This is a genomic window from Marivivens donghaensis (genome assembly GCF_011806565.1).
Taxonomy (GTDB): Bacteria; Pseudomonadota; Alphaproteobacteria; order Rhodobacterales; family Rhodobacteraceae; genus Marivivens; species Marivivens donghaensis_A.
The window spans coordinates 19,775-38,054 of record NZ_JAATOP010000001.1 but is presented as its reverse complement, the minus strand read 5'-3'; the positions used below and the strand labels follow the sequence as shown (position 1 = coordinate 38,054).

14 protein-coding genes, 1 tRNA gene and 1 pseudogene are annotated in these 18,280 nt (G+C 60.8%); 5 read left to right on the top strand and 11 right to left on the bottom strand.

Annotated elements, in window-relative coordinates:
• Positions 1-31: 31 nt before the first annotated feature.
• Positions 32-511 (top strand): ureidoglycolate lyase, encoded by a 480-nt coding sequence (locus tag HCZ30_RS00170; RefSeq protein WP_167635739.1) that lies wholly within the window; start codon positions 32-34, stop codon positions 509-511.
• On the opposite strand, the gene cueR is transcribed toward HCZ30_RS00170, so the two are convergent.
• Together cueR and HCZ30_RS00160 are read right to left on the bottom strand one after the other, a co-directional pair.
• Positions 508-897, bottom strand: a complete 390-nt coding sequence (gene cueR, locus HCZ30_RS00165; RefSeq protein WP_167635738.1) for a Cu(I)-responsive transcriptional regulator — start codon at positions 895-897, stop codon at positions 508-510. The two genes, HCZ30_RS00170 and cueR, sit on opposite strands and share 4 nt — an antisense overlap.
• A complete protein-coding gene (locus HCZ30_RS00160) occupies positions 894-3,119 on the bottom strand; it encodes a heavy metal translocating P-type ATPase (protein WP_167635737.1) in 2,226 nt (741 codons plus the stop codon). Before HCZ30_RS00160 ends, cueR begins: the two co-directional genes overlap by 4 nt.
• Positions 3,120-3,234: 115 nt before the next feature.
• On the opposite strand from HCZ30_RS00160, the gene HCZ30_RS00155 reads away from it, so the two are divergent.
• Positions 3,235-3,429 (top strand): heavy-metal-associated domain-containing protein, encoded by a 195-nt coding sequence (locus HCZ30_RS00155; protein ID WP_217703021.1) that lies wholly within the window; start codon positions 3,235-3,237, stop codon positions 3,427-3,429.
• Here the strand turns inward: HCZ30_RS00155 and HCZ30_RS00150 are convergent.
• The 4 genes from HCZ30_RS00150 to hemC form a co-directional block, all read right to left on the bottom strand.
• A complete protein-coding gene (locus HCZ30_RS00150) occupies positions 3,426-4,385 on the bottom strand; it encodes a magnesium transporter CorA family protein (protein ID WP_167635735.1) in 960 nt (319 codons plus the stop codon). The genes HCZ30_RS00155 and HCZ30_RS00150 overlap by 4 nt on opposite strands.
• Positions 4,386-4,450: 65 nt before the next feature.
• Positions 4,451-8,194 (bottom strand): M10 family metallopeptidase C-terminal domain-containing protein, encoded by a 3,744-nt coding sequence (locus tag HCZ30_RS00145; protein WP_167635734.1) that lies wholly within the window; start codon positions 8,192-8,194, stop codon positions 4,451-4,453.
• A gap of 268 nt (positions 8,195-8,462) precedes the next feature.
• A tRNA-Met gene (locus tag HCZ30_RS00140) sits at positions 8,463-8,539 on the bottom strand.
• A gap of 159 nt (positions 8,540-8,698) precedes the next feature.
• On the bottom strand, positions 8,699-9,646 hold the full coding sequence (gene hemC / locus HCZ30_RS00135; RefSeq protein WP_167635733.1) for a hydroxymethylbilane synthase: 948 nt from the start codon (positions 9,644-9,646) through the stop codon (positions 8,699-8,701).
• Positions 9,647-9,736: 90 nt separating this feature from the next.
• Between hemC and hemE the strand changes: the two genes are divergently transcribed.
• On the top strand, positions 9,737-10,765 hold the full coding sequence (gene hemE / locus HCZ30_RS00130) for a uroporphyrinogen decarboxylase (RefSeq protein WP_167635732.1): 1,029 nt from the start codon (positions 9,737-9,739) through the stop codon (positions 10,763-10,765).
• On the opposite strand, the gene argE is transcribed toward hemE, so the two are convergent.
• Together argE and HCZ30_RS00120 are read right to left on the bottom strand one after the other, a co-directional pair.
• Positions 10,766-11,917 carry an acetylornithine deacetylase gene (gene argE, locus HCZ30_RS00125; RefSeq protein ID WP_167636244.1) on the bottom strand — a complete coding sequence of 384 codons (1,152 nt, stop codon included), beginning with the start codon at positions 11,915-11,917 and terminating at the stop codon, positions 10,766-10,768.
• 9 nt (positions 11,918-11,926) lie between these two features.
• Positions 11,927-13,111, bottom strand: coding sequence for a M24 family metallopeptidase (locus HCZ30_RS00120; protein WP_167635731.1), 1,185 nt, complete (start codon positions 13,109-13,111; stop codon positions 11,927-11,929).
• 249 nt (positions 13,112-13,360) lie between these two features.
• Between HCZ30_RS00120 and HCZ30_RS00115 the strand changes: the two genes are divergently transcribed.
• Together HCZ30_RS00115 and HCZ30_RS00110 are read left to right on the top strand one after the other, a co-directional pair.
• Positions 13,361-13,849, top strand: coding sequence for an Lrp/AsnC family transcriptional regulator (locus tag HCZ30_RS00115; protein WP_167635730.1), 489 nt, complete (start codon positions 13,361-13,363; stop codon positions 13,847-13,849).
• A gap of 123 nt (positions 13,850-13,972) precedes the next feature.
• A complete protein-coding gene (locus HCZ30_RS00110; protein WP_167635729.1) occupies positions 13,973-15,349 on the top strand; it encodes an aspartate aminotransferase family protein in 1,377 nt (458 codons plus the stop codon).
• Between the two features lie 63 nt (positions 15,350-15,412).
• Here the strand turns inward: HCZ30_RS00110 and HCZ30_RS00105 are convergent, their stop codons facing one another.
• From HCZ30_RS00105 to HCZ30_RS16855, 3 genes and pseudogenes are all read right to left on the bottom strand, one after another.
• The gene (locus tag HCZ30_RS00105; protein WP_167635728.1) at positions 15,413-16,363 is read right to left on the bottom strand and encodes an autotransporter outer membrane beta-barrel domain-containing protein; all 951 of its coding nucleotides are present in this window, start codon (positions 16,361-16,363) and stop codon (positions 15,413-15,415) included.
• Positions 16,330-18,147, bottom strand: coding sequence for a DUF7507 domain-containing protein (locus tag HCZ30_RS16705; protein ID WP_348640345.1), 1,818 nt, complete (start codon positions 18,145-18,147; stop codon positions 16,330-16,332). Before HCZ30_RS16705 ends, HCZ30_RS00105 begins: the two co-directional genes overlap by 34 nt.
• Positions 18,148-18,207: 60 nt before the next feature.
• Positions 18,208-18,276: pseudogene (locus tag HCZ30_RS16855) on the bottom strand (DUF7507 domain-containing protein); the annotation flags it as partial.
• Positions 18,277-18,280: the final 4 nt, after the last annotated feature.

The following is an 18,280-nucleotide window of genomic DNA, read 5'->3' as shown; positions in this document are numbered from 1 at the left end:
GGTTCGCTGGCACGACCACTTAAAGGAACTCATGGAAATCAAAGCTCTCCCCCTCACCCGCGAGGCTTTTGCGCCGTTCGGCGATGTGCTGGATACTGCGGGCGATCCCGACAGGATCATCAACCGCGGCATGTGCGGTCGCTACCACGATCGTGCCGATATGGACTTCGGTCCCGAAGGTCGCGTAGGCATCAGCCTGTTCAAGGCGATCCCGCGCGAAATGCCTTATGTCTGCGATCTATTGGAGCGTCATCCCGAAGGCAGTCAGGCGTTCATTCCCATGAGCATGGAACCGTTCCTGATCATCGTCGCGTCCGATGATGGCGGCAAACCGGGCACTCCGGTGGCGTTCATCAGCGAGGCCGGACAGGGGATCAATTTCCATCGCGGCACATGGCACGGCGTTCTGACGCCGCTGCACGCTCCGGGGCTTTTCGCGGTCGTTGACAGGATCGGCGACACGCCGAACCTCGAAGAAGTTGATGTGCCGCCATTCACGGTGACGCTCTAGTCCTGCCCCGCAAGGCTGTACAGAATGGGACAGTCGGGGCGTTCGTCCCCTTTGCAGCAGTCCACAAGCTCGGCCAGCGTGTCGCGCATCTCGGTCATTTCGGCGATGCGCTTGTCGACCTCGGCCAAATGCGCGGCGGCGATGGTTTTCACTTCGGCACTGGCGCGTGACTGGTCCTCGTAGAGTTCCAGCAGGCTGCGGCATTCATTGATCGAAAAGCCCAGCGCCCTGCCCCGCCCGACGAAGGCGAGCTTGTGCAGGACAGGATCGCTGAAGCTGCGATAGCCATTGTCGTCGCGATCCGGCGTCACGAGGCCGATGTCCTCGTAATAGCGGATCGTTTTTGCGGGCAGGCCCGTGCGGCGGGAGGCTTCCTTGATGTTCATGCCGTGCGCCCCGCCGAGTAGCTGCGTAGGCGCAGCGCATTGCCGACTACAAAGATCGAGCTGAAGGCCATCGCGCCCGCGCCGAGCATCGGTGATAGCATGATGCCGAAGGTCGGATAAAGGACGCCCGCTGCGACAGGGATCAGCACTACGTTATAGGCAAAGGCCCAGAACAGGTTCTGACGGATGTTGCGCATCACGGCGCGGCTCATGCGCCACGCGGCGGCGGCAAGGCGGATATCGCTGCTCATCAGCACCACGTCAGCGGTCTGGATCGCAACATCGGTGCCTGAACCCACAGCAACGCCAACGTCCGCCTGCGCCAGAGCGGGTGCATCGTTGATGCCGTCGCCGATAAACGCGACCGGACCGTGGGATTGCGCATCGCGGATCGCGCCTACCTTGCCCTCAGGGGCGACCTCGGCCACGAAGCGGTTAATGTTGAGCTGGCGGGCCACGACGCTCGCGGTCGCCGCGTTATCGCCGGTGATCATAATGGTGTAGATATCGCGATCATGGAGCTGGCTGATCGCTTCGCCCGCTTCCGGTTTCACCGGATCGGCGACGCCCACCACTGCAAGCAGTTCGTTGTCGACCGCAGCAAAGAACGGCGACTGACCTTCGAGCGCCATCGCACTCGACCGCGCGGTATAGCCGCTGATCGGAACGCCCTTTTCGCGCATCAGCCGCTCGGAACCGACGACGACGCGGCGGCCCTCCATATTGCCTTCGACACCCAAACCGGGAAGCGTGCGGAAATCGGTGATCCGCGCAGGTTCGATCCGGTTTTCCTTGGCCTCCGTCATGATCGCGTGAGCCAGAGGGTGTTCGGAGTTCTGCTCCACCCCCGCCATAATGCTGATCGCATCTGCGCGGTTATCGCTGAGCATGGTGACGAGCGACGGTTTGCCTTTGGTCAGCGTGCCTGTTTTGTCGAACGCGACGGTCGTCACCTCTGCAAAACGTTGCAGCGCATCGCCCTGCCGGAACAGGATGCCGAGTTCAGCCGCGCGCCCCGTGCCGACCATGATCGACGTCGGCGTGGCAAGGCCCATCGCGCAGGGGCACGCGATGATCAGCACGGACACACCTGCCACCAGCGCATATTGCAACGACGGCCCGAGGATAAGCCACGTCAGGAAGGTCAGCGCCGCGATTGCGATGACAACAGGAACGAAGACGGCGGTGACCTTGTCGACCTGGGTCTGGATCGGGAGCTTTGCGCTCTGCGCATCCTGCACCATCGCCACGATCCGCGCGAGGACGGTGTCCTTGCCTGTCGCGGTGACTTTCATGCGCACGACGCCCATGCCGTTGATCGTGCCGCCTACGAGCGTGTCACCAACGCCCTTTTCGACGGGCATAGGCTCACCGGTGATCATGGACTCGTCAGCAAAGGTGGAGCCCGAAATGACCTCGCCATCCAGCGGGAACTTGCTCCCCGGACGCACGAGCAGGATCTGACCGCGGCGAATTTCGGAAACGGGCGTTTCGGTTTCCACATCGTCGTTCACCACAATGGCCGTTTCGGGCGCGAGGTTCAGCAGCGCCTCGATCGCGGCACCCGCGCGGCCTTTGGCGCGGGCTTCCAGCGTACGGCCCAGCAGGATCAGAGTCATGATGACCATCGCGGCCTCGTAATACACACTGTTGGTCTCACTCGGCAGCGCGCTCGGCCAGAAGGTCGCGACGATGGAATAGAGGTAAGCCGCCCCCGCGCCCAGCGCGACGAGGCTGTTCATCTCCGGTCCACCACGCAGCAACGACGGAATGCCTTTGGCAAAGAAAACGCGACCAGGGCCGAGGATCAGCAGGGTCGTCAGAATAAACTCGACGAGCCGAAGGTTCTGCATCCCGACAATGCCCATGATCGCATCGTGGAGCGGCGGTACGAGGTGGCCACCCATCTCCACAAACGCGACCGGAATGGTCAGCGCGGCCGCAACCAAGAGGCGGAGCGCCATCTGACGCGACTCGCTCATTTTCTTGCTGGCGGTCGTCGGCTGTTCGTCCGCCGGCTTTGACGCGGGAAAACCTGCATTGGTCAGCGCCTCGATCACATCATCGAGCCGACCGCCGTCCATCAGGACTTTGGCCTTTTCCGTCGCGAGGTTGACGCTCACCGCCTCGACGCCGTTCACGCGGCCCGCGATCTTTTCGACGCGCGAGACGCAGGAGGCGCAGGTCATGCCTTCGATATTGAGAGTGACTTCGTCTGACATCGTTCAGCCTTTCCGTTTGAAAGGTACCTAGTCGTTCCAGTTACTGGAAGGTCAAGGCCAGTATTGACGATCCTTTTTCGAACCACAACATATCTACCAAACAATGGAGACTGAGATGAAATTCCTCGTCAGCGATATGACGTGCAACCACTGCAAAGCGACCATCGAAAACGCGATCCAGAACCTCGACGGCAACGCCAAGGTTTCGGTCGACCTCGAATCAAAGACGGTCGCTGTCGAAACAACTCGTGGCCAGCAGCACATTCTGAACACTCTGGCTGGCGCCGGTTTCGAAGCCCGCGTGGTTTAAAGCCAGCCGCGCCACCGGAAATACGCCCATGTCGCGACCGCTGACGTCAGCATCGCGGCAAGGGCCACAGGATAGGCCCACGGCACCTGAAGTTCAGGCATGTTGGCAAAATTCATCCCGTAAATCGAGGCAATCAGTGTGGGCGGCGTGAAGAGCGCCGCGACCACCGAGATGATCCGCACCGCCGCGTTCTGCGCCAGATTGACCATGCCGAGCGTGGCGTCCGTGGTCAGGCCGATCCGGCTCCCCAAGAAATCCGCGTGAACGGCCAGCGCCTGAATATCCCGCGTCTGGGCATTGGCGGCGTGTTTGAGTGCCTTCGTATCTTCGCGGGTCGTCAGGTTCTGTACGTAGTAGCTGAGCATCCGCTCGCACGTCGTCAGACCGAGCCTGATACGACCAAGAAGGTCGCCCTGCCGCCCGACTTGGCGCAGCACTTCAAGCAGTTCGTCAGAGTCCGGCGCCTCCGGATTGCGGTAGATATTCGCTGACATATCATCGACGCTGATCCCGATCCCTTCGAGCAGGTCGGCCAGTCGCCCTACGATCTCTTCGATCAGACCGAGGAAGATCCGTTCGTGCGTCGCACAGCCAACCGCCGTCCGTTCGGGGCGCTGCGGATAGGTTTCGAACGGACGCGAAATGCGGTGGCGGACCGTGACCAGTTGCTGCGGGGTCAGGATAAACGTCACGGGACTGGCGACAGGCGTGCTGCCTTCGGACAGGCCGGGCAGGACCACCGTCATCACGTCAACCTCGCCCTCACGGTAAAGCCGGTTCGAAATCTCGATCTCTTCCATCTCTGCCAATGTCGGCACGGAGATGCCCAGCGCCTCGACCTGCGCGATCTGTTCGGGCGTCCCGCTAAACAGATCTATCCACATCGCCTCGCCCAGATCATCATCGGAACCGAGCGCGACGAGATGGTTGTTTCGGGTGATATAGGCGTTCAGCATAATGGGACTTTCCGGAAATAACTTACCACGCAGATAGCGCGACCGCATTTCCTGACCAATCCTGCCTATAGGATGAAATCGTCCGCCGTGAGGTCGTAGACGCCCTTGAGCTTGATCACCATCTCCGCCCCGCGATCATCGTCGGTGTCAATAGAAATGACCGTCGTGTCATTGCGACGACCGCGATAGTCGAACACCTCGTATGACACCGTGCCAGCATTCCCCGTGCCCGCATCGTCCGTGCCGATGAACCTGAAGGCGTTCTCCCCGCTCCAGACCGTGCTCGCGTCGATCTGCGACAGGTCGATCCGGTCGAGCCCCTGCTGGAAGTCGCGAATGAGGTCCGCGCCGGAGACGTTTTTGCTGCTATCAGCCGTTTTGGTGAACGCAAACACGTCCGCCTGCGCCCCACCGATCAGCACGTCCTGACCACGGTCACCTTGAAGAATATCCTGACCGGAGTTGCCTTTGAGCAGATCGTCATCCTTGCCACCGAAAATCCTGTCATGGCCAGCGCTGCCGATCAGCACGTCGTTGTCCGCACCGCCCACGAGCACGTCGTCGCCTTTCCGGCCGATCAGCCGATCCAGTCCGTCATTGCCGTAAATCGCGTTATTCCCGCCTGTCCCGATGATGTGATCGTCGCCCGACCCGCCGATCGCATTTTCAATCCCGCGGATAGTGTCCACGCCGTAGCCAGTGTCCTGCTCATCCCGATAGGACATCCTGAGCGCTACATCGGCCTCACCATCAAAGATCAGCCAATCGTCGCCGAAGCCGCCGTAGATGCCGTCATTGCCTGCATCGGCGTAGAAAATATCATTGCCCTCGCCGCCGTATGCCACATCGTCCCCGACGCCACCAAACACTCTGTCCGCCCCACCTCCGCCGTAGATCGTATCGCTGCCCGCGACGCCTGACAGAGTGTTTTCCGCGGCATTCCCGCTGAGGATATTATCCTGCGCGTTCCCGTAGCCGTCCATTGCAGCGGCTCCCGTCAAGACAAGGTTGAGCACACCCTCAATGTCGGGCAGCGCGGTGGACGCATCGCGGTAGAGAGTTGCGGGGTAAGTAATTGGATCAGTCGCTAAACTGGTGGCGCTCTCGCTTTGTCCGTAGCTGTCAGTGTAGCTCACGCTCACTGTGATCGCGGCCCCGAGGTCGGCTTCAGTCAGAACATACGTCGAGGCTGTCGCGTCCAAGATTGCGGAGCCATCGCGCTTCCACTGGTAGCCGAAGGTGCCGAGGCCGTCTTCGTCGGTGAGCGTGTTGCGGATTGAAAGCGTCGCGCCTTCCTGCTCTGTTCCGATGATCGCGACCGAACCGGTCGGGCTATCGTTCACGTTCGTGATTGCCCCAGTTGCGGCACTGGTGACGGTTTCCGTTGTGCCGTAGCCATCGGTGTAGCTGACAGTTACGGTGATGCCCTTACCCACATCGGTCTGGGTCAGCGCATACGTTGTCTCGGTCGCACCTGAAACGGCCACGCCGTCACGCCTCCACTGGTAGCTGAAGGTGCCGATGCCGTCTTCGTCCGCAAGCGTGTTGAGGACAGAAAGCGTCGAACCTTCTTGCTCTGTTCCGTTGATGGTGACCGAGCCGGTCGGGCTATCGTTCACGTTCGTGATTGCCCCAGTAGCGGCACTCGTCACACTCTCCATCGTGCCGTAGCCGTCGTTGTAGCTGACAGTTGCGGTGATGCCTTTGCCCACATCGGTCTGGGTCAGCGCATACGTTGTCTCGGTCGCACCTGAAACGGCCACGCCGTCACGCCTCCACTGGTAGCTGAAGGTGCCGATGCCGTCTTCGTCCGCAAGCGTGTTGAGGACAGAAAGCGTCGAACCTTCTTGCTCTGTTCCGTTGATGGTGACCGAGCCGGTCGGGCTATCGTTCACGTTCGTGATTGCACCAGTAGCGGCACTCGTCACACTCTCCGCTTCGCCATAGCCATCAGTGTAGCTGACCGAAACGGTGATCGCCTTTCCCACATCGGTCTGCGTGAGCGCGTAGGTCTCCCCCGTCGCACCCGAGATCGCGACGCCATCGCGCTTCCATTGATAGCTGAACGAGCCAAGGCCGTCCTCGTCGGCAAGCGTATTGAGGATGGAAAGCGTCGAGCCCTCCGCCTCTGTCCCCGCGATGGTGATGGACCCCGTCGGAGCGCTGTTCGAGCCTGTGATGAGGCCGGTCGCGGCGCTACTCACGGTCTCGGCTGTGCCGAAATCGTCGGTGTAGCTGACAGTGACAGTGATCGCGCTGCCGACATCGCTGTTGGTGAGGATATAGTTCGCGCCGTTTGCGCCACTAATGCCTGCCCCATCCCGCTGCCACTGGTAGCTGAACGCACCAAGCCCGTCTTCGTCGGCGATGGTGTTGACGATGGAAAGCGTCTCGCCGCGCTCTTCAGTGCCGGAAATGACCACGGAGCCGGTCGGGTCAAAGTTCACGAGACCCGACAAAACGATGCTGCTGCCGTCGGACATGACGAACTGGCGGAAGCCGTCGAGGTTATAGCCGAGGGTCAGCTCGGACCAGAACACCTCTCCGTCGGTGTCGTAGAAGTAGAGGCTATCGAGGCCCCATTCGAAATCCAGCACCACATCGGAGCCGCACTGGTAGGTCAGCAGAAAGGTATCCGCATCGGAGCCGCCCACGAGCGTATCGTCACCTTCGGCCCCCACGAGGTAGTCGATGCCCGCCCCGCCTTCTAGGTAGTCATTGCCTGCCGAACCGTAGAGGTCGTCGTCACCATCCTCGCCATAAAGGCTGTCGTTGCCCGAATTTCCGACGAGGAAGTTGTTCGCAGTGTTGCCGTAGATCAGATCGTCGCCCGAACCGCCGATAGCGTTCTCGATGACCGTGCCTACGGCCAGAGTAAGGTTGCCGGTCAGACCGCCGATGTTCGACACGCTCGGCGCGGTGTCGGTGGACGACGAGATCGTCAGGTTCAGCAGTTGGTCATAGTTCCACCCCGACATGTCCAGCGTATCAATGCCGCCCGCATCAACGATGCAGTAGGCATTATCGTAGCTGTAGGTCCCGAGGTTCGCCATGAGCGTGTCGGTGCCGGACGAAATGTTGGTGTTAAATCCGTAAACGGTGTCACCCAGAAACGCATTGGCGGTGCCAAAGGTGGTGCCGTTGTAGCTTTGCGATCCATAGAGCGCGTCGAGCGCCAGAAGATCCGCCGCCATGACCGACTGAAGAAACGCGAAATCGGCGTCGACCGTCGTATTTTCGGTCGTCGTGAAGTACGACATGATGCTGTTCTGCCAGCTATCGTTGTCGAAGTCGGCATCGGTCGGGTAATTGGCCGAGCCGTTGTAATAACCTTGGTGACCCAGCCCGAGCGCGTGCAGGATTTCATGGATGAAGGTCTGGAGAACATAGTCGTTCTCGACATTCGCGCCGCCGTTGTACCACGTCGGGCTAACATTCACGACCGCATGGGTCGCGATAGCACTGTCTGGGTACACGTCCCAGAATCCGTAATCGAAGTACGAATACGCACCGGAATAGTTATCGCCGAAGGCGATGTTTACTTCATCGTATACGGTCGAAGTCGTCTCGACAAAATCGATGCCGGTGATGTTTTCGAGGTACTGGAACGCGGTCCGCACGAGATCGGCGTGCGTGGACGAGATACCGTCGCTATCGACCCAGTTGCCCGACACAGAATAGGTGATCTGGCCGCTCATCGCACCGGGGCCGGTGTCAGTCAGGTTCCACCGCCGCGTAAAAGTACCAGCCGCACCCCAATAGCCGGTCGCAAGAAAGTCCGCCAATTCCTGAAGAGTGCCGTCAGCCATACCATTTCACTTTCCACAAGCCGGAAGCAGCCGTGGCCTTAGGTCCGGTCAGTCGTCCGTGAAACACAACGAATTCACGCCCGACGTGCCGTTCGTTTGCGAAGTTAATAATATGGAGTGAAGGAAGTTTTAACGGGTCCTACTCTTTTGAGTTGTAAACCCGCCCTTAATAGACTCCGAAGGTGGTAGAGCGCCAACTTGCGGGCGCAACCCAGAACGCAAAACATCCCGCTGAGCGGGCACATACGTTTGAACTATCAGGGAGAAGTGGTGGCGGTGCAGGGACTCGAACCCCGGACACAAGGATTATGATTCCTCTGCTCTAACCAACTGAGCTACACCGCCACGGTGTGTGTGGAGGGGCATTTACGGTTTCCCGCCGAAGGGGTCAATAGAGTCGCGGCAACTTTTTCGACCCTACCTCAAAATTTCTGCAAGGCACCAACCGGAATGAAAAAGGCGCCCCGTGGGACGCCCTTTCAAAAATCGCGCAAGACACTGAAATCAGAAGAAATCAGCGCCCGCACGATCCAACAGTTTTTTGGCCAGAGAGCGGCCCAGTTCGGCCCCTTCGGCGATCGGAGCGCTGGCTTCTTCAGCGTAAGTGACCGTGCCATCCGTCTTCAGAATTTCACCGCGCAGGTGAATGGTATCGCCGTCAATCGTCGCAAGCCCGCCGATCGGTGTCTGGCACGAACCGTCCAGAGCCGCGAGGAACGCGCGTTCGGCTGCGAGACGCTGACCGGTCGACTCGTCATGGATCGCGGCAAGTAGGCCCTTCGCACGCTCGTCGTCGATGCGGCGTTCGATACCAATCGCGCCCTGCGCAATTGCGGGCAGCATGTCGTCTTCGCTGACGGCAGCGTGCGGCACGTCCGACATGCCCAGACGATTGAGGCCGGCCATCGCGAGGAACGTCGCCTCGGCCACGCCATCGGCCAGCTTGCGCAGGCGGGTCTGCACATTGCCGCGGAATTCGACGACCTTGAGGTCAGGGCGACGCGACAATAGCTGCGCCTTGCGGCGGAGCGACGAGGTGCCGACGACAGTTCCGTCGGGCAGCTCGGCGATGCTCTTGTATTTGATCGACACGAACGCATCGCGGACGTCCTCGCGCGGAAGGAACACGTCGAGGATCAGGCCCTCGGGCTGCTCCACCGGCATATCCTTTGAGGAATGGACCGCGATGTCGATACGGCCGTCGAGCATGGCCTCTTCGATCTCTTTGGTGAACAGACCCTTGTTGCCGATCTCTTTGAGCGGGCGGTCCGCGTCGATCAGCGTCTTGTTGTCACCGGTGGTCGAGATGACCACGATTTCGAACGCGTCCTCGGGCAGGTCAAACGCCGCCATCAGGCGTTCGCGCGTCTCGTATGCCTGCGCCAGCGCGAGCGGCGAGCCACGGGTGCCAATCTTGAGCGGTTCAGCGGGGGTGGGCAGGTTCAATGTCATATGCGCTTTCTAGCCGCGGATAACTCTGCCAGCAATGGCTTGACTTGCCCTGCGGCATTGGCGACCTAAACCCCAGCCAAAGGAGTTGCCATGACCAAGACCATCCTGCGAGCCCTAGCGGGCGAAACACTGCCCACTCCGCCGATCTGGATGATGCGTCAGGCGGGCCGTTATCTGCCCGAATATCGCGCAACCCGCGCCGAAGCCGGTGACTTCCTTTCCCTTTGCTATAACAGCGAATTGGCGGCCGAGGTGACCCTCCAGCCGATCCGCCGCTACGGGTTCGATGCCTCCATCCTGTTTGCCGACATCCTGCTTCTTCCGCAGGCTCTGGGCGTCGATCTGTGGTTCGTGACGGGTGAAGGCCCGCGCATGACAACCACGACAACGGCGAGCGAACTGGCTGCGCTGAAGCCTATCGACGCGATCCACGACACGCTGAACCCCGTTTACGAGACCGTCCGCATCCTGCGCCGCGAACTGCCCCAAGAGACGACTCTGATCGGTTTCGCAGGCGCGCCATGGACCGTGGCGACCTATATGATCGCAGGCCAAGGCACGCCAGATCAGGGCCCTGCACACGCGCTGAAGAACACGGACCGCGAGACGTTCAAAGGCATCATCGACCTGCTCACCGACGCGACGATCGAATATCTGTGCCAGCAGATCGAAGCCGGAGCCGAGGTTGTGAAGATCTTCGATAGCTGGGCCGGATCGCTTCAAGGTCAGGACTTCGAGGAGTTCGCCGTCGAGCCTGCTCGCAAGATCACCGCTGCGATTAAATCGCGCCACCCCGGCTTCCCCGTCATCGCGTTCCCGCGCGGCGCGGGCGAGCGCTATGTCGGCCTGCACGAGAAGATCGGCGCGGACTGCATTGCGCTCGACGATGGCGTTACGCCGGAGTGGGCGGCGGCCAATGTCCAGACCGGCGGCTGCGTTCAGGGCAATCTGAAATCGTCGCACATGGTCACTGGCGGCGAAGATCTCGTCCGCGAAACCCGCCGCGTTGTGGATGCGCTGTCGAAGGGCCCGCATATCTTCAACCTCGGTCACGGGATCACGCCGGATGCGGACCCCGAAAACGTTCAGTTGATGATCGACACGATCCGCAACGGCTGATCAGACAAGCTTGGCGCAGAGCCTTTCGAGCATATCGAGGCACTGCTCCATCTGCTCGACTGCAACGAATTCGTCCGGTTTGTGGGCCTGCGCGATAGAGCCGGGCCCGCACACCACGACGCTCATCCCGATATCCTGAAAAATACCGGCCTCGGTGCCGAAGGGCACGACGCCGACGTCGTTTCCACCCGTCAGTGCGCTAACCAGCTCACGGGCCTCGCTGGGTTCCATGGGCTCCAGCCCGCCGACCTCGCCGATGACTTCGGTCTCGATCCCTGCATCGGGGTAGAACTCCTGCATCGCAGGTTCCAGAACGCGCGTGACGTAATCGTGCACGGCGTCCTTCACGAATGTCATGTCGGATTTCTGGACGGGCCGCATTTCCCAGTCCACTCGCGCCTTCCCCGGAATGACGTTGTGCGCAACGCCGCCAATCAACGCGCCGGTGTTGATCGTGGTCCACGGCGGATCGAAGCGACTGTTCGCCGGTGCGCGCGGCTTCAGTTCATCCTTCAGCTCCATCAAGCGACCAACGAACCGCACCGCATATTCGACGGCATTCACGCCGAGGTCGGGTGACGACCCATGCCCCTCAAGCCCCGTGAAATGCGTCGAGTATTCGCAGCAGCCTTTGTGCCCTTCGATGATTTTCATCATCGTCGGCTCGCCGATGATCGCAACCGCGGGCCGAATGCCCTGCTCCGCCAACTGCTCGGCCAGTGCCTGAGCACCGAGGCAGCCGGTTTCCTCGTCATAGGTGAACGCGAAATGGAGCGGACGTTGCAAATCCAGCGCGGCATATCGCGGGGCCATCGCCATAACGGCGGCGATGAAGCCCTTCATGTCGCAAGCACCGCGTCCGTACCATTTGCCGTCCCTTTCGACCATTTCAAACGGATCGGTGGTCCAGTCCTGATCGGCGACGGGCACGACGTCGGAATGGCCCGACAGAACGATCCCGCCGTCCCGCATCGGCCCCAAGGTAGCGAACAGGTTCGCCTTGTTGCCCGAGGCATCGTACCAGATTTCCACCTGCGCCCCGAGGTCACCGAGCCTCTGCGCGAGCCACTGGATCATGTGCAGGTTGCTGTCGGTCGAAACCGTCGGGAAAGCGATCAGCTCTGCCAGGATATCTTTGGTGTCGTCGATCAGTGACACGGCTTAGTCCTTCACAAACAGCTTACGCTCGACGTTGCAGACAGCCTCTGCGGGGCCGTTTTCGGTGATGAGGATCGTCTCTGTCGTCTCCAGCCCCCATGTATCCATCCAGAGCGCAGGCATGAAGTGGAATGTCATCCCCGGTTCCAGAATGGTCTGGTCCTCGGCACGGATCGAAGCGCTGCGCTCGCCCCAGTCGGGCGGGTAGCTGAGGCCGATCGGGTAGCCCATGCGGCCCTCTTTCTTCAGGCCATGCTTGGCGAGGACGCTGGTGAAAGCGTTCGCGATATCGCACGTACGGTTGCCTGCACGCGCGGCGTCCAGCGCCGCCTCGATCCCCTCGACCTGCGCCTTTTCGGCATCCAGCGCGGATTGCGGCGGCTTGCCGAGGAACACGGTACGGCAAAGCGGTGCGTGATAACGGCGATAACAGCCCGAGAGTTCAAAGAACGTCGCCTCGCCCTCTTTCATCGGCGCACCGTTCCACGTCAGGTGCGCGGCGGTCGCGTCCAGTCCCGATGGCGTCAGCGGCACAATGGCAGGGTAATCGCCCCAGATATCATCAACACCGGTGATGCCCGCGTGCATGATTTCGGCCACGACATCGTTCTTGCGCACCCCAACGGCAGATTTGTCGATCGCTGTCCGAATGACCTTTTCAGAGATACGCGCGGCCTTGCGGATGAAAGCGATTTCCTCGCCCGATTTGACCAGACGCTGCCAGTTCACCAGTGCGGTCGCGTCCACAAAGGTCGCGTTCGGCAGCTCTTCGGTCAGGACGGCGTGGGCCTTGGCGGAGTAGTAGTAGTTCTCCATCTCCACACCGATCCGGGCCCCTTCGGAACCCAGACGACGGATGTGCCCGGCGAGGTCCTGCATCGGATGGCGGACGGTCGATTGCACGTAGTTGTCGGCGTAACCGTGGATATTATCGAACGACATCCAGCAGGTACGCTTGCCTCCTTGGGCGTCCATGCCCCGCCCCCACCAGATCGGCTCGCCTTCCATCGGAAGCAGCACGCCCTGATGCACATAGAACGACCAACCGTCATACCCTGTGAGCCACGCCTGATTGGACGGGTCGGTCACGAACAGTAGGTCGATGCCCGCCTTTTCCATTGCTGCGCGCGTCTTGGCGATGCGGGCTTTATATTCGGGCAGGCTGAAGGCAGCGTTTTCGATGGGCATGATGGTAACGACTCTGACTAGGGATTGCGGTCGCGCATCGGCGATCCATGCCCCGAGCCTAGGAGAGCGGATGAGACACGTGAAGGTTCTTTCGCGACACGATAGATCGCAACAGCGATATCTCGCCTGATGTGATCACCGCCTATCCGTCAGGCTAATTTTTGCGGCAGCCCGTGGACAGCGCAGGAAAAGAGCCGCAGAAGCAGCGGGTTACTTGACCCCACCGCTACAGCCAAAGACACTGCCGACATGCTGCTGGATGACCGCGATTTACAGATCCTCAAAGTTCTGTCCCGAGACGGGCGGATCACCAAATCCGCGTTGGCAGAACAGATTGGCCTGTCCCCTACCCCGTGCTGGGACCGTCTGAAAAAGCTGGAGAATGCCGGCCTGATCGAAGGCTACGGCGCGCGTATCAACCTTAAGAAACTGGCGTCCCATGTGACGGTCTTCGTGGTCGCGGAAATCGCAGACCACACGGCGGCGAGCTTCCGATCGTTCGAAGCGGCCATGCAGCGGTATGACGAAGTGACGGCGTGCTGGGCGCTCGGCGGCGGATTCGACTACCTGATGCAGATCGTGACGCGGGATGTGGATAGCTATCAGAAACTGATCGACGACATGCTAGATGCGCGGATCGGGCTGAGCCGTTACTTCACCTATATTGTGACCAAACCGGTCAAAGGGAACGGTACACCCCCGCTGGATCTGCTGCTGGGGCAACTTCCGGACAGCTGAATTTTCTGCGGCCTACGGAATATTCAGACAGAAATTCTGCCGAAATGCGCCATGTAGACAGGCATACCGGAAGCCAGTGGCTTCACCGGAAGATGTTTCACGCTTTTCGGAAAAGGACCGCCGATGCTCAAGAACGATCAACTCGACCAATGGGACCGCGAGAATTTCTTTCACCCGTCGACCCATCTGGCACAGCACGCGCGCGGCGAAAGCCCGAACCGCGTCATCAAGACCGCATCGGGCGTGTTCATCGAAGACCGCGACGGCAATAAACTTCTGGACGCTTTCGCGGGCCTCTACTGCGTGAACGTCGGCTATGGCCGTCCCGAGATCGCCGATGCGATTGCCGCGCAGGCCAAGGAACTGGCGTACTATCACGCCTACGTTGGCCACGGCACCGAAGCGTCGATCACCCTGTCCAAGATGGTTCTGGACCGCGCGCCCAAGAACATGAGCAAGGTCTACTTCGGCCTTGGCGGATCGGACGCGAACGAAACCAATGTGAAGCTGGTCTGGTACTACAACAACATCCTCGGTCGCCCGCAGAAGAAGAAAATCATCTCACGTTGGCGCGGTTATCACGGTTCAGGCCTCGTGACCGGCTCGCTGACCGGCCTTGAGCTGTTCCACAAGAAATTCGACCTGCCGATCGAGCAGGTGATCCACACCGAAGCGCCATACTATTTCCGCCGCCAGAATCTCGACCAAACCGAAGAGCAGTTCGTGGCCCATTGCGCTGCCGAACTGGAAGCACTCATCGAACGCGAAGGCGCCGATACCATCGCGGCCTTCATCGGTGAGCCTGCCCTCGGCACTGGCGGGATCGTTCCGCCGCCCGCAGGCTACTGGGAAGCGATCCAGGCAGTTCTGAAAAAGCATGACATCCTGCTGATCGCGGACGAGGTCGTCACTGGCTTCGGTCGCCTCGGCACCATGTTCGGCTCTGACCACTACGGCATGGAGCCCGATATCATCACCATCGCCAAGGGCCTGACCTCTGCCTATGCGCCGCTATCGGGTTCGATCCTGTCGGACAAAGTCTGGAAGGTCCTCGAGCAAGGCACTGACGAAAACGGCCCCATCGGCCACGGCTGGACCTATTCCGCCCACCCCATCGGCGCGGCGGCGGGTGTTGCCAACCTCGAACTGCTGGACAAGCTGAACCTGATCGAAAACGCCAAAACAACCGGCGCTTACCTCAACGAACAGATGAAGGCGGCTCTGGGTGATCACGCTCACGTCGGCGATGTGCGCGGCGAAGGTCTGCTGTGCGCGGTCGAGTTCGTCAAAGACAAGGACAGCCACACGTTCTTTGACCCCAGCGAAAAGGTCGGCCCGCGTATTTCGGCGACCCTGCTGGAGCAGTCCAAGATCATCGCCCGCGCCATGCCGCAGGGTGACATCCTCGGTTTTGCTCCGCCGTTCTGCCTGACCCGCTACGAGGTCGACCAGATCGTCGCCGGCGTTGTGCAGGCCGTGGAGACGGTGCTCGGCAAGTGATAGGCCGGTAGGCAAGGAAAAGCCCCGCTCTTTCTCAAGAACGGGGCTTTTTGCGTTTAGCGATCAGAACGCGGCGGTGTAGGACAGGCCCAGATCGACGCTGCCATTCGCGCCGACACCGACGTTGGTTTCGACGTTTCCGCCGAACATCGGCTGACCGACATTCACACCGACAGAGTAGTATTGGCGGCCCTTCGCGCCTTCGACATCCAGCTCAAAGCCGACGTGATCTCCGGTCACCTCGTTGCGGCTTTCATAGGACAGTTTCGCGCCCATACCGCAGGTGTTGTCATCCGAACCGATCGCACGTTCGCAGAAGAAACGCGGGGTGATCGACAGGACCGCCGGATCATCCAGCAGCAGGTCGGCAACGCCCAGTTCTCCGAAGAAACGCAGCCCCGAAACCTCGCCGGTCGAGAGCGCACCGCTGTCTTCAAAGCCCGCACGGCTGGCGGTGACCCAAGCCTCGCCGCCCGGCGACCACGCTGCGTCCACACCGAAGCGCGGCGCAAGCACGTAGTCGTTCACGTCGAACTGGCCCGAGAGCGCAGCACCTGCGAAGAGCGCATAGTAGTCATACAAGCCCTCCGCGTTGATGGTGCCCTGTGCGCGCTCGAAATCGAGGTCGAAGCTGTGACGCCCCGCTGCCGCGCCGAGGTAGTAATCGGCGAAGAGGTTCGCATCGAGACGCGCCGCACCATAAAGCCCGCCGTTCACGCCGAAGCCATTGATGCTGCCGGTGGCCGAGCCGCTGATAGTATCGTCCGAGCCATAGATGCCCGCGAACCAGCCCGACACGCGGTCATTGGTGACGAAGCGCTCGACACGGTAGTTCAGTTTGAACATGCCCTGCGAGATACCCTCATCCGTCAGGTAGCTGGTCGAGCCAGAAAAGATGCGCCAGCCGTCGATTGCGCAGTCACGGACTTCGCTGTCAAAGCTGCCTTCCGCAGTCAGTCCAGTGTCTTCGCCCTGAATGTTCAGGTCACGCACAAGGTCTGGGTGTTGCGGCACGGCTCTTCGTTTGAGGGCATATCGAATGCAACCAACTCCACGCGGCGGTTGAGCACACGGCCCTCTTCGGTGATGTTGTCCGCAACGGGGCGGCCCTCACCGTACCCCGCAGCCGACAGACGCTCCGCCGCGGCACCGCGAGCCGTAAGCGCTGCGACGATATTTGCCGCGCGCGACTGGCTGAGACGCTGGTTGTAGTCCGCATCAGCCTGATCGTCGATATGGCCCGCCACTTCAAACGCCGCTTCGGGGCAAGTCTCCAGAAGCGCAGCGATGCGGTTTAGGGTCTCTTCGCTCTCTGGCAGAATAACCGCAGAGGCCGTCTCAAAGCGGATCGGATTGTATGCGAGTTCCTTGGCCACATCCGCAGCACAGCTGTTGCCGTCACGCTGCTTCAGGCGGTCCAGCGCACCTGCTGCAAAACCTACCATTTCCTGCCCCTGCTGCGTCATGGTGGCCGATAGATCGTCCTTCAGGATCTGAACCAGATCGTCCTCGATCTGCGGCAGCAACGACGGGATCGCATCGAGCGGGATGTTGTTGTGCACAACACCGTTCGACGACGTTGCAGCCGATCCCGTGAACACCATCTCGAACGCGAGGTAGTAGGTCGTGTCCATAGCCGCACGCGGGGTCGCGTCAGCGGTGATCGGCACGACATGCCCACCCAGACCCGCGTTATAGCTGCCCGAATGCGGGGCGATGACCGACGAGGTAAAGAGGTAATCCGCTTTTTCGACGTCGAGCGAATAGATGCCGTCCCGCGCACGGTCCGACTTCAGGAAGTAGGCGTATTTGCCGTCCGAACCCGCTACGATACCGTAGGCATCGCCGTGGTCGGCGTCGAGCCAGCTATCCGGCACGATCCGCGCCGAAGCGCCGGTCGACGACTGGTAGTAAAGCGTCACAGTCGCGCCGCTGAGCGGAGCAAACGTCGACGAGTCGTAGACAACACCACTCGGGTCAATCAGGAATGCGTCCTGTTCAACTTCGACAGCGCCCGCGCCCACGGTGATCCCGAGGATACGATTACCGCTTTCGGAGTGCGTCGCGCTCGATGCGGTCGGCACGGCCCCCGAATTCGGGTTCGAGAACTCGATACCGCAGGTCAGCGGCGGCAGGCCAACGAACGTATAGTTGCCGTTCGCATCGGTCGTCGTCGACAGACGGGTGCCGGGGTTCTGCGGATCGTCGACGTAGTCGTAAACGCCCGGCGAAGTTTCTTCGAGCAGGTAGACGATGACGCCCTGCACGCCTGCTTGATACTCGATCACGGTACCGCTGATTTCACCAGGGAAGCCGGTTTCAGTCGGTGCGCCATCGCCACCATTCGACGTGTTGCCCGAGGTTTTGCTCTCCGCCGGGACAGTTGCGCCGCTCGGCGTTTCCGCCGTGACGATCGCGATATTCTCCACGCCGCCCGCCGCGATATCGCTGGCAGTCAGGGTGTAGTCGGCGGTGTAGGTCCAGACATTGCCGATCTCGAGGATCGCATCGGCGGTATTCGCGCCGGTATCCGACGTCTTCGTAGGAGCCGCATCGAGGCTCAGCGCAGTCCCGTTCAGGTCCGACAGGTTGTCGGTGATCGCTATGTTCCGGAGCGTCACGTCACCGATGTTCTCGATGGTGATCGTATAATGCAGAACGTCACCCGCACGTACGCCGTCATCCAGCGCGCTGTCATCAACCGTCTTCTGGATCGCGACAGCGGGTGACGAAGTGATCGTCGAAACGGTCAGGTCAGCGCCCGTGTCGCCTGCTCCGGTATCGCCGTCATCGGTCACGTCGTCCAAAGTCGATCCGCCCGGAGCAGTGCCCGCAACCGTCGCGGTGTTCGACAGGCCGCCCGCGTCGATGTCGTCCTGAGTGACGACGTACGTTGCGGTGAAGGTCGCCGACGCGCCTGGAGCCAGCGTG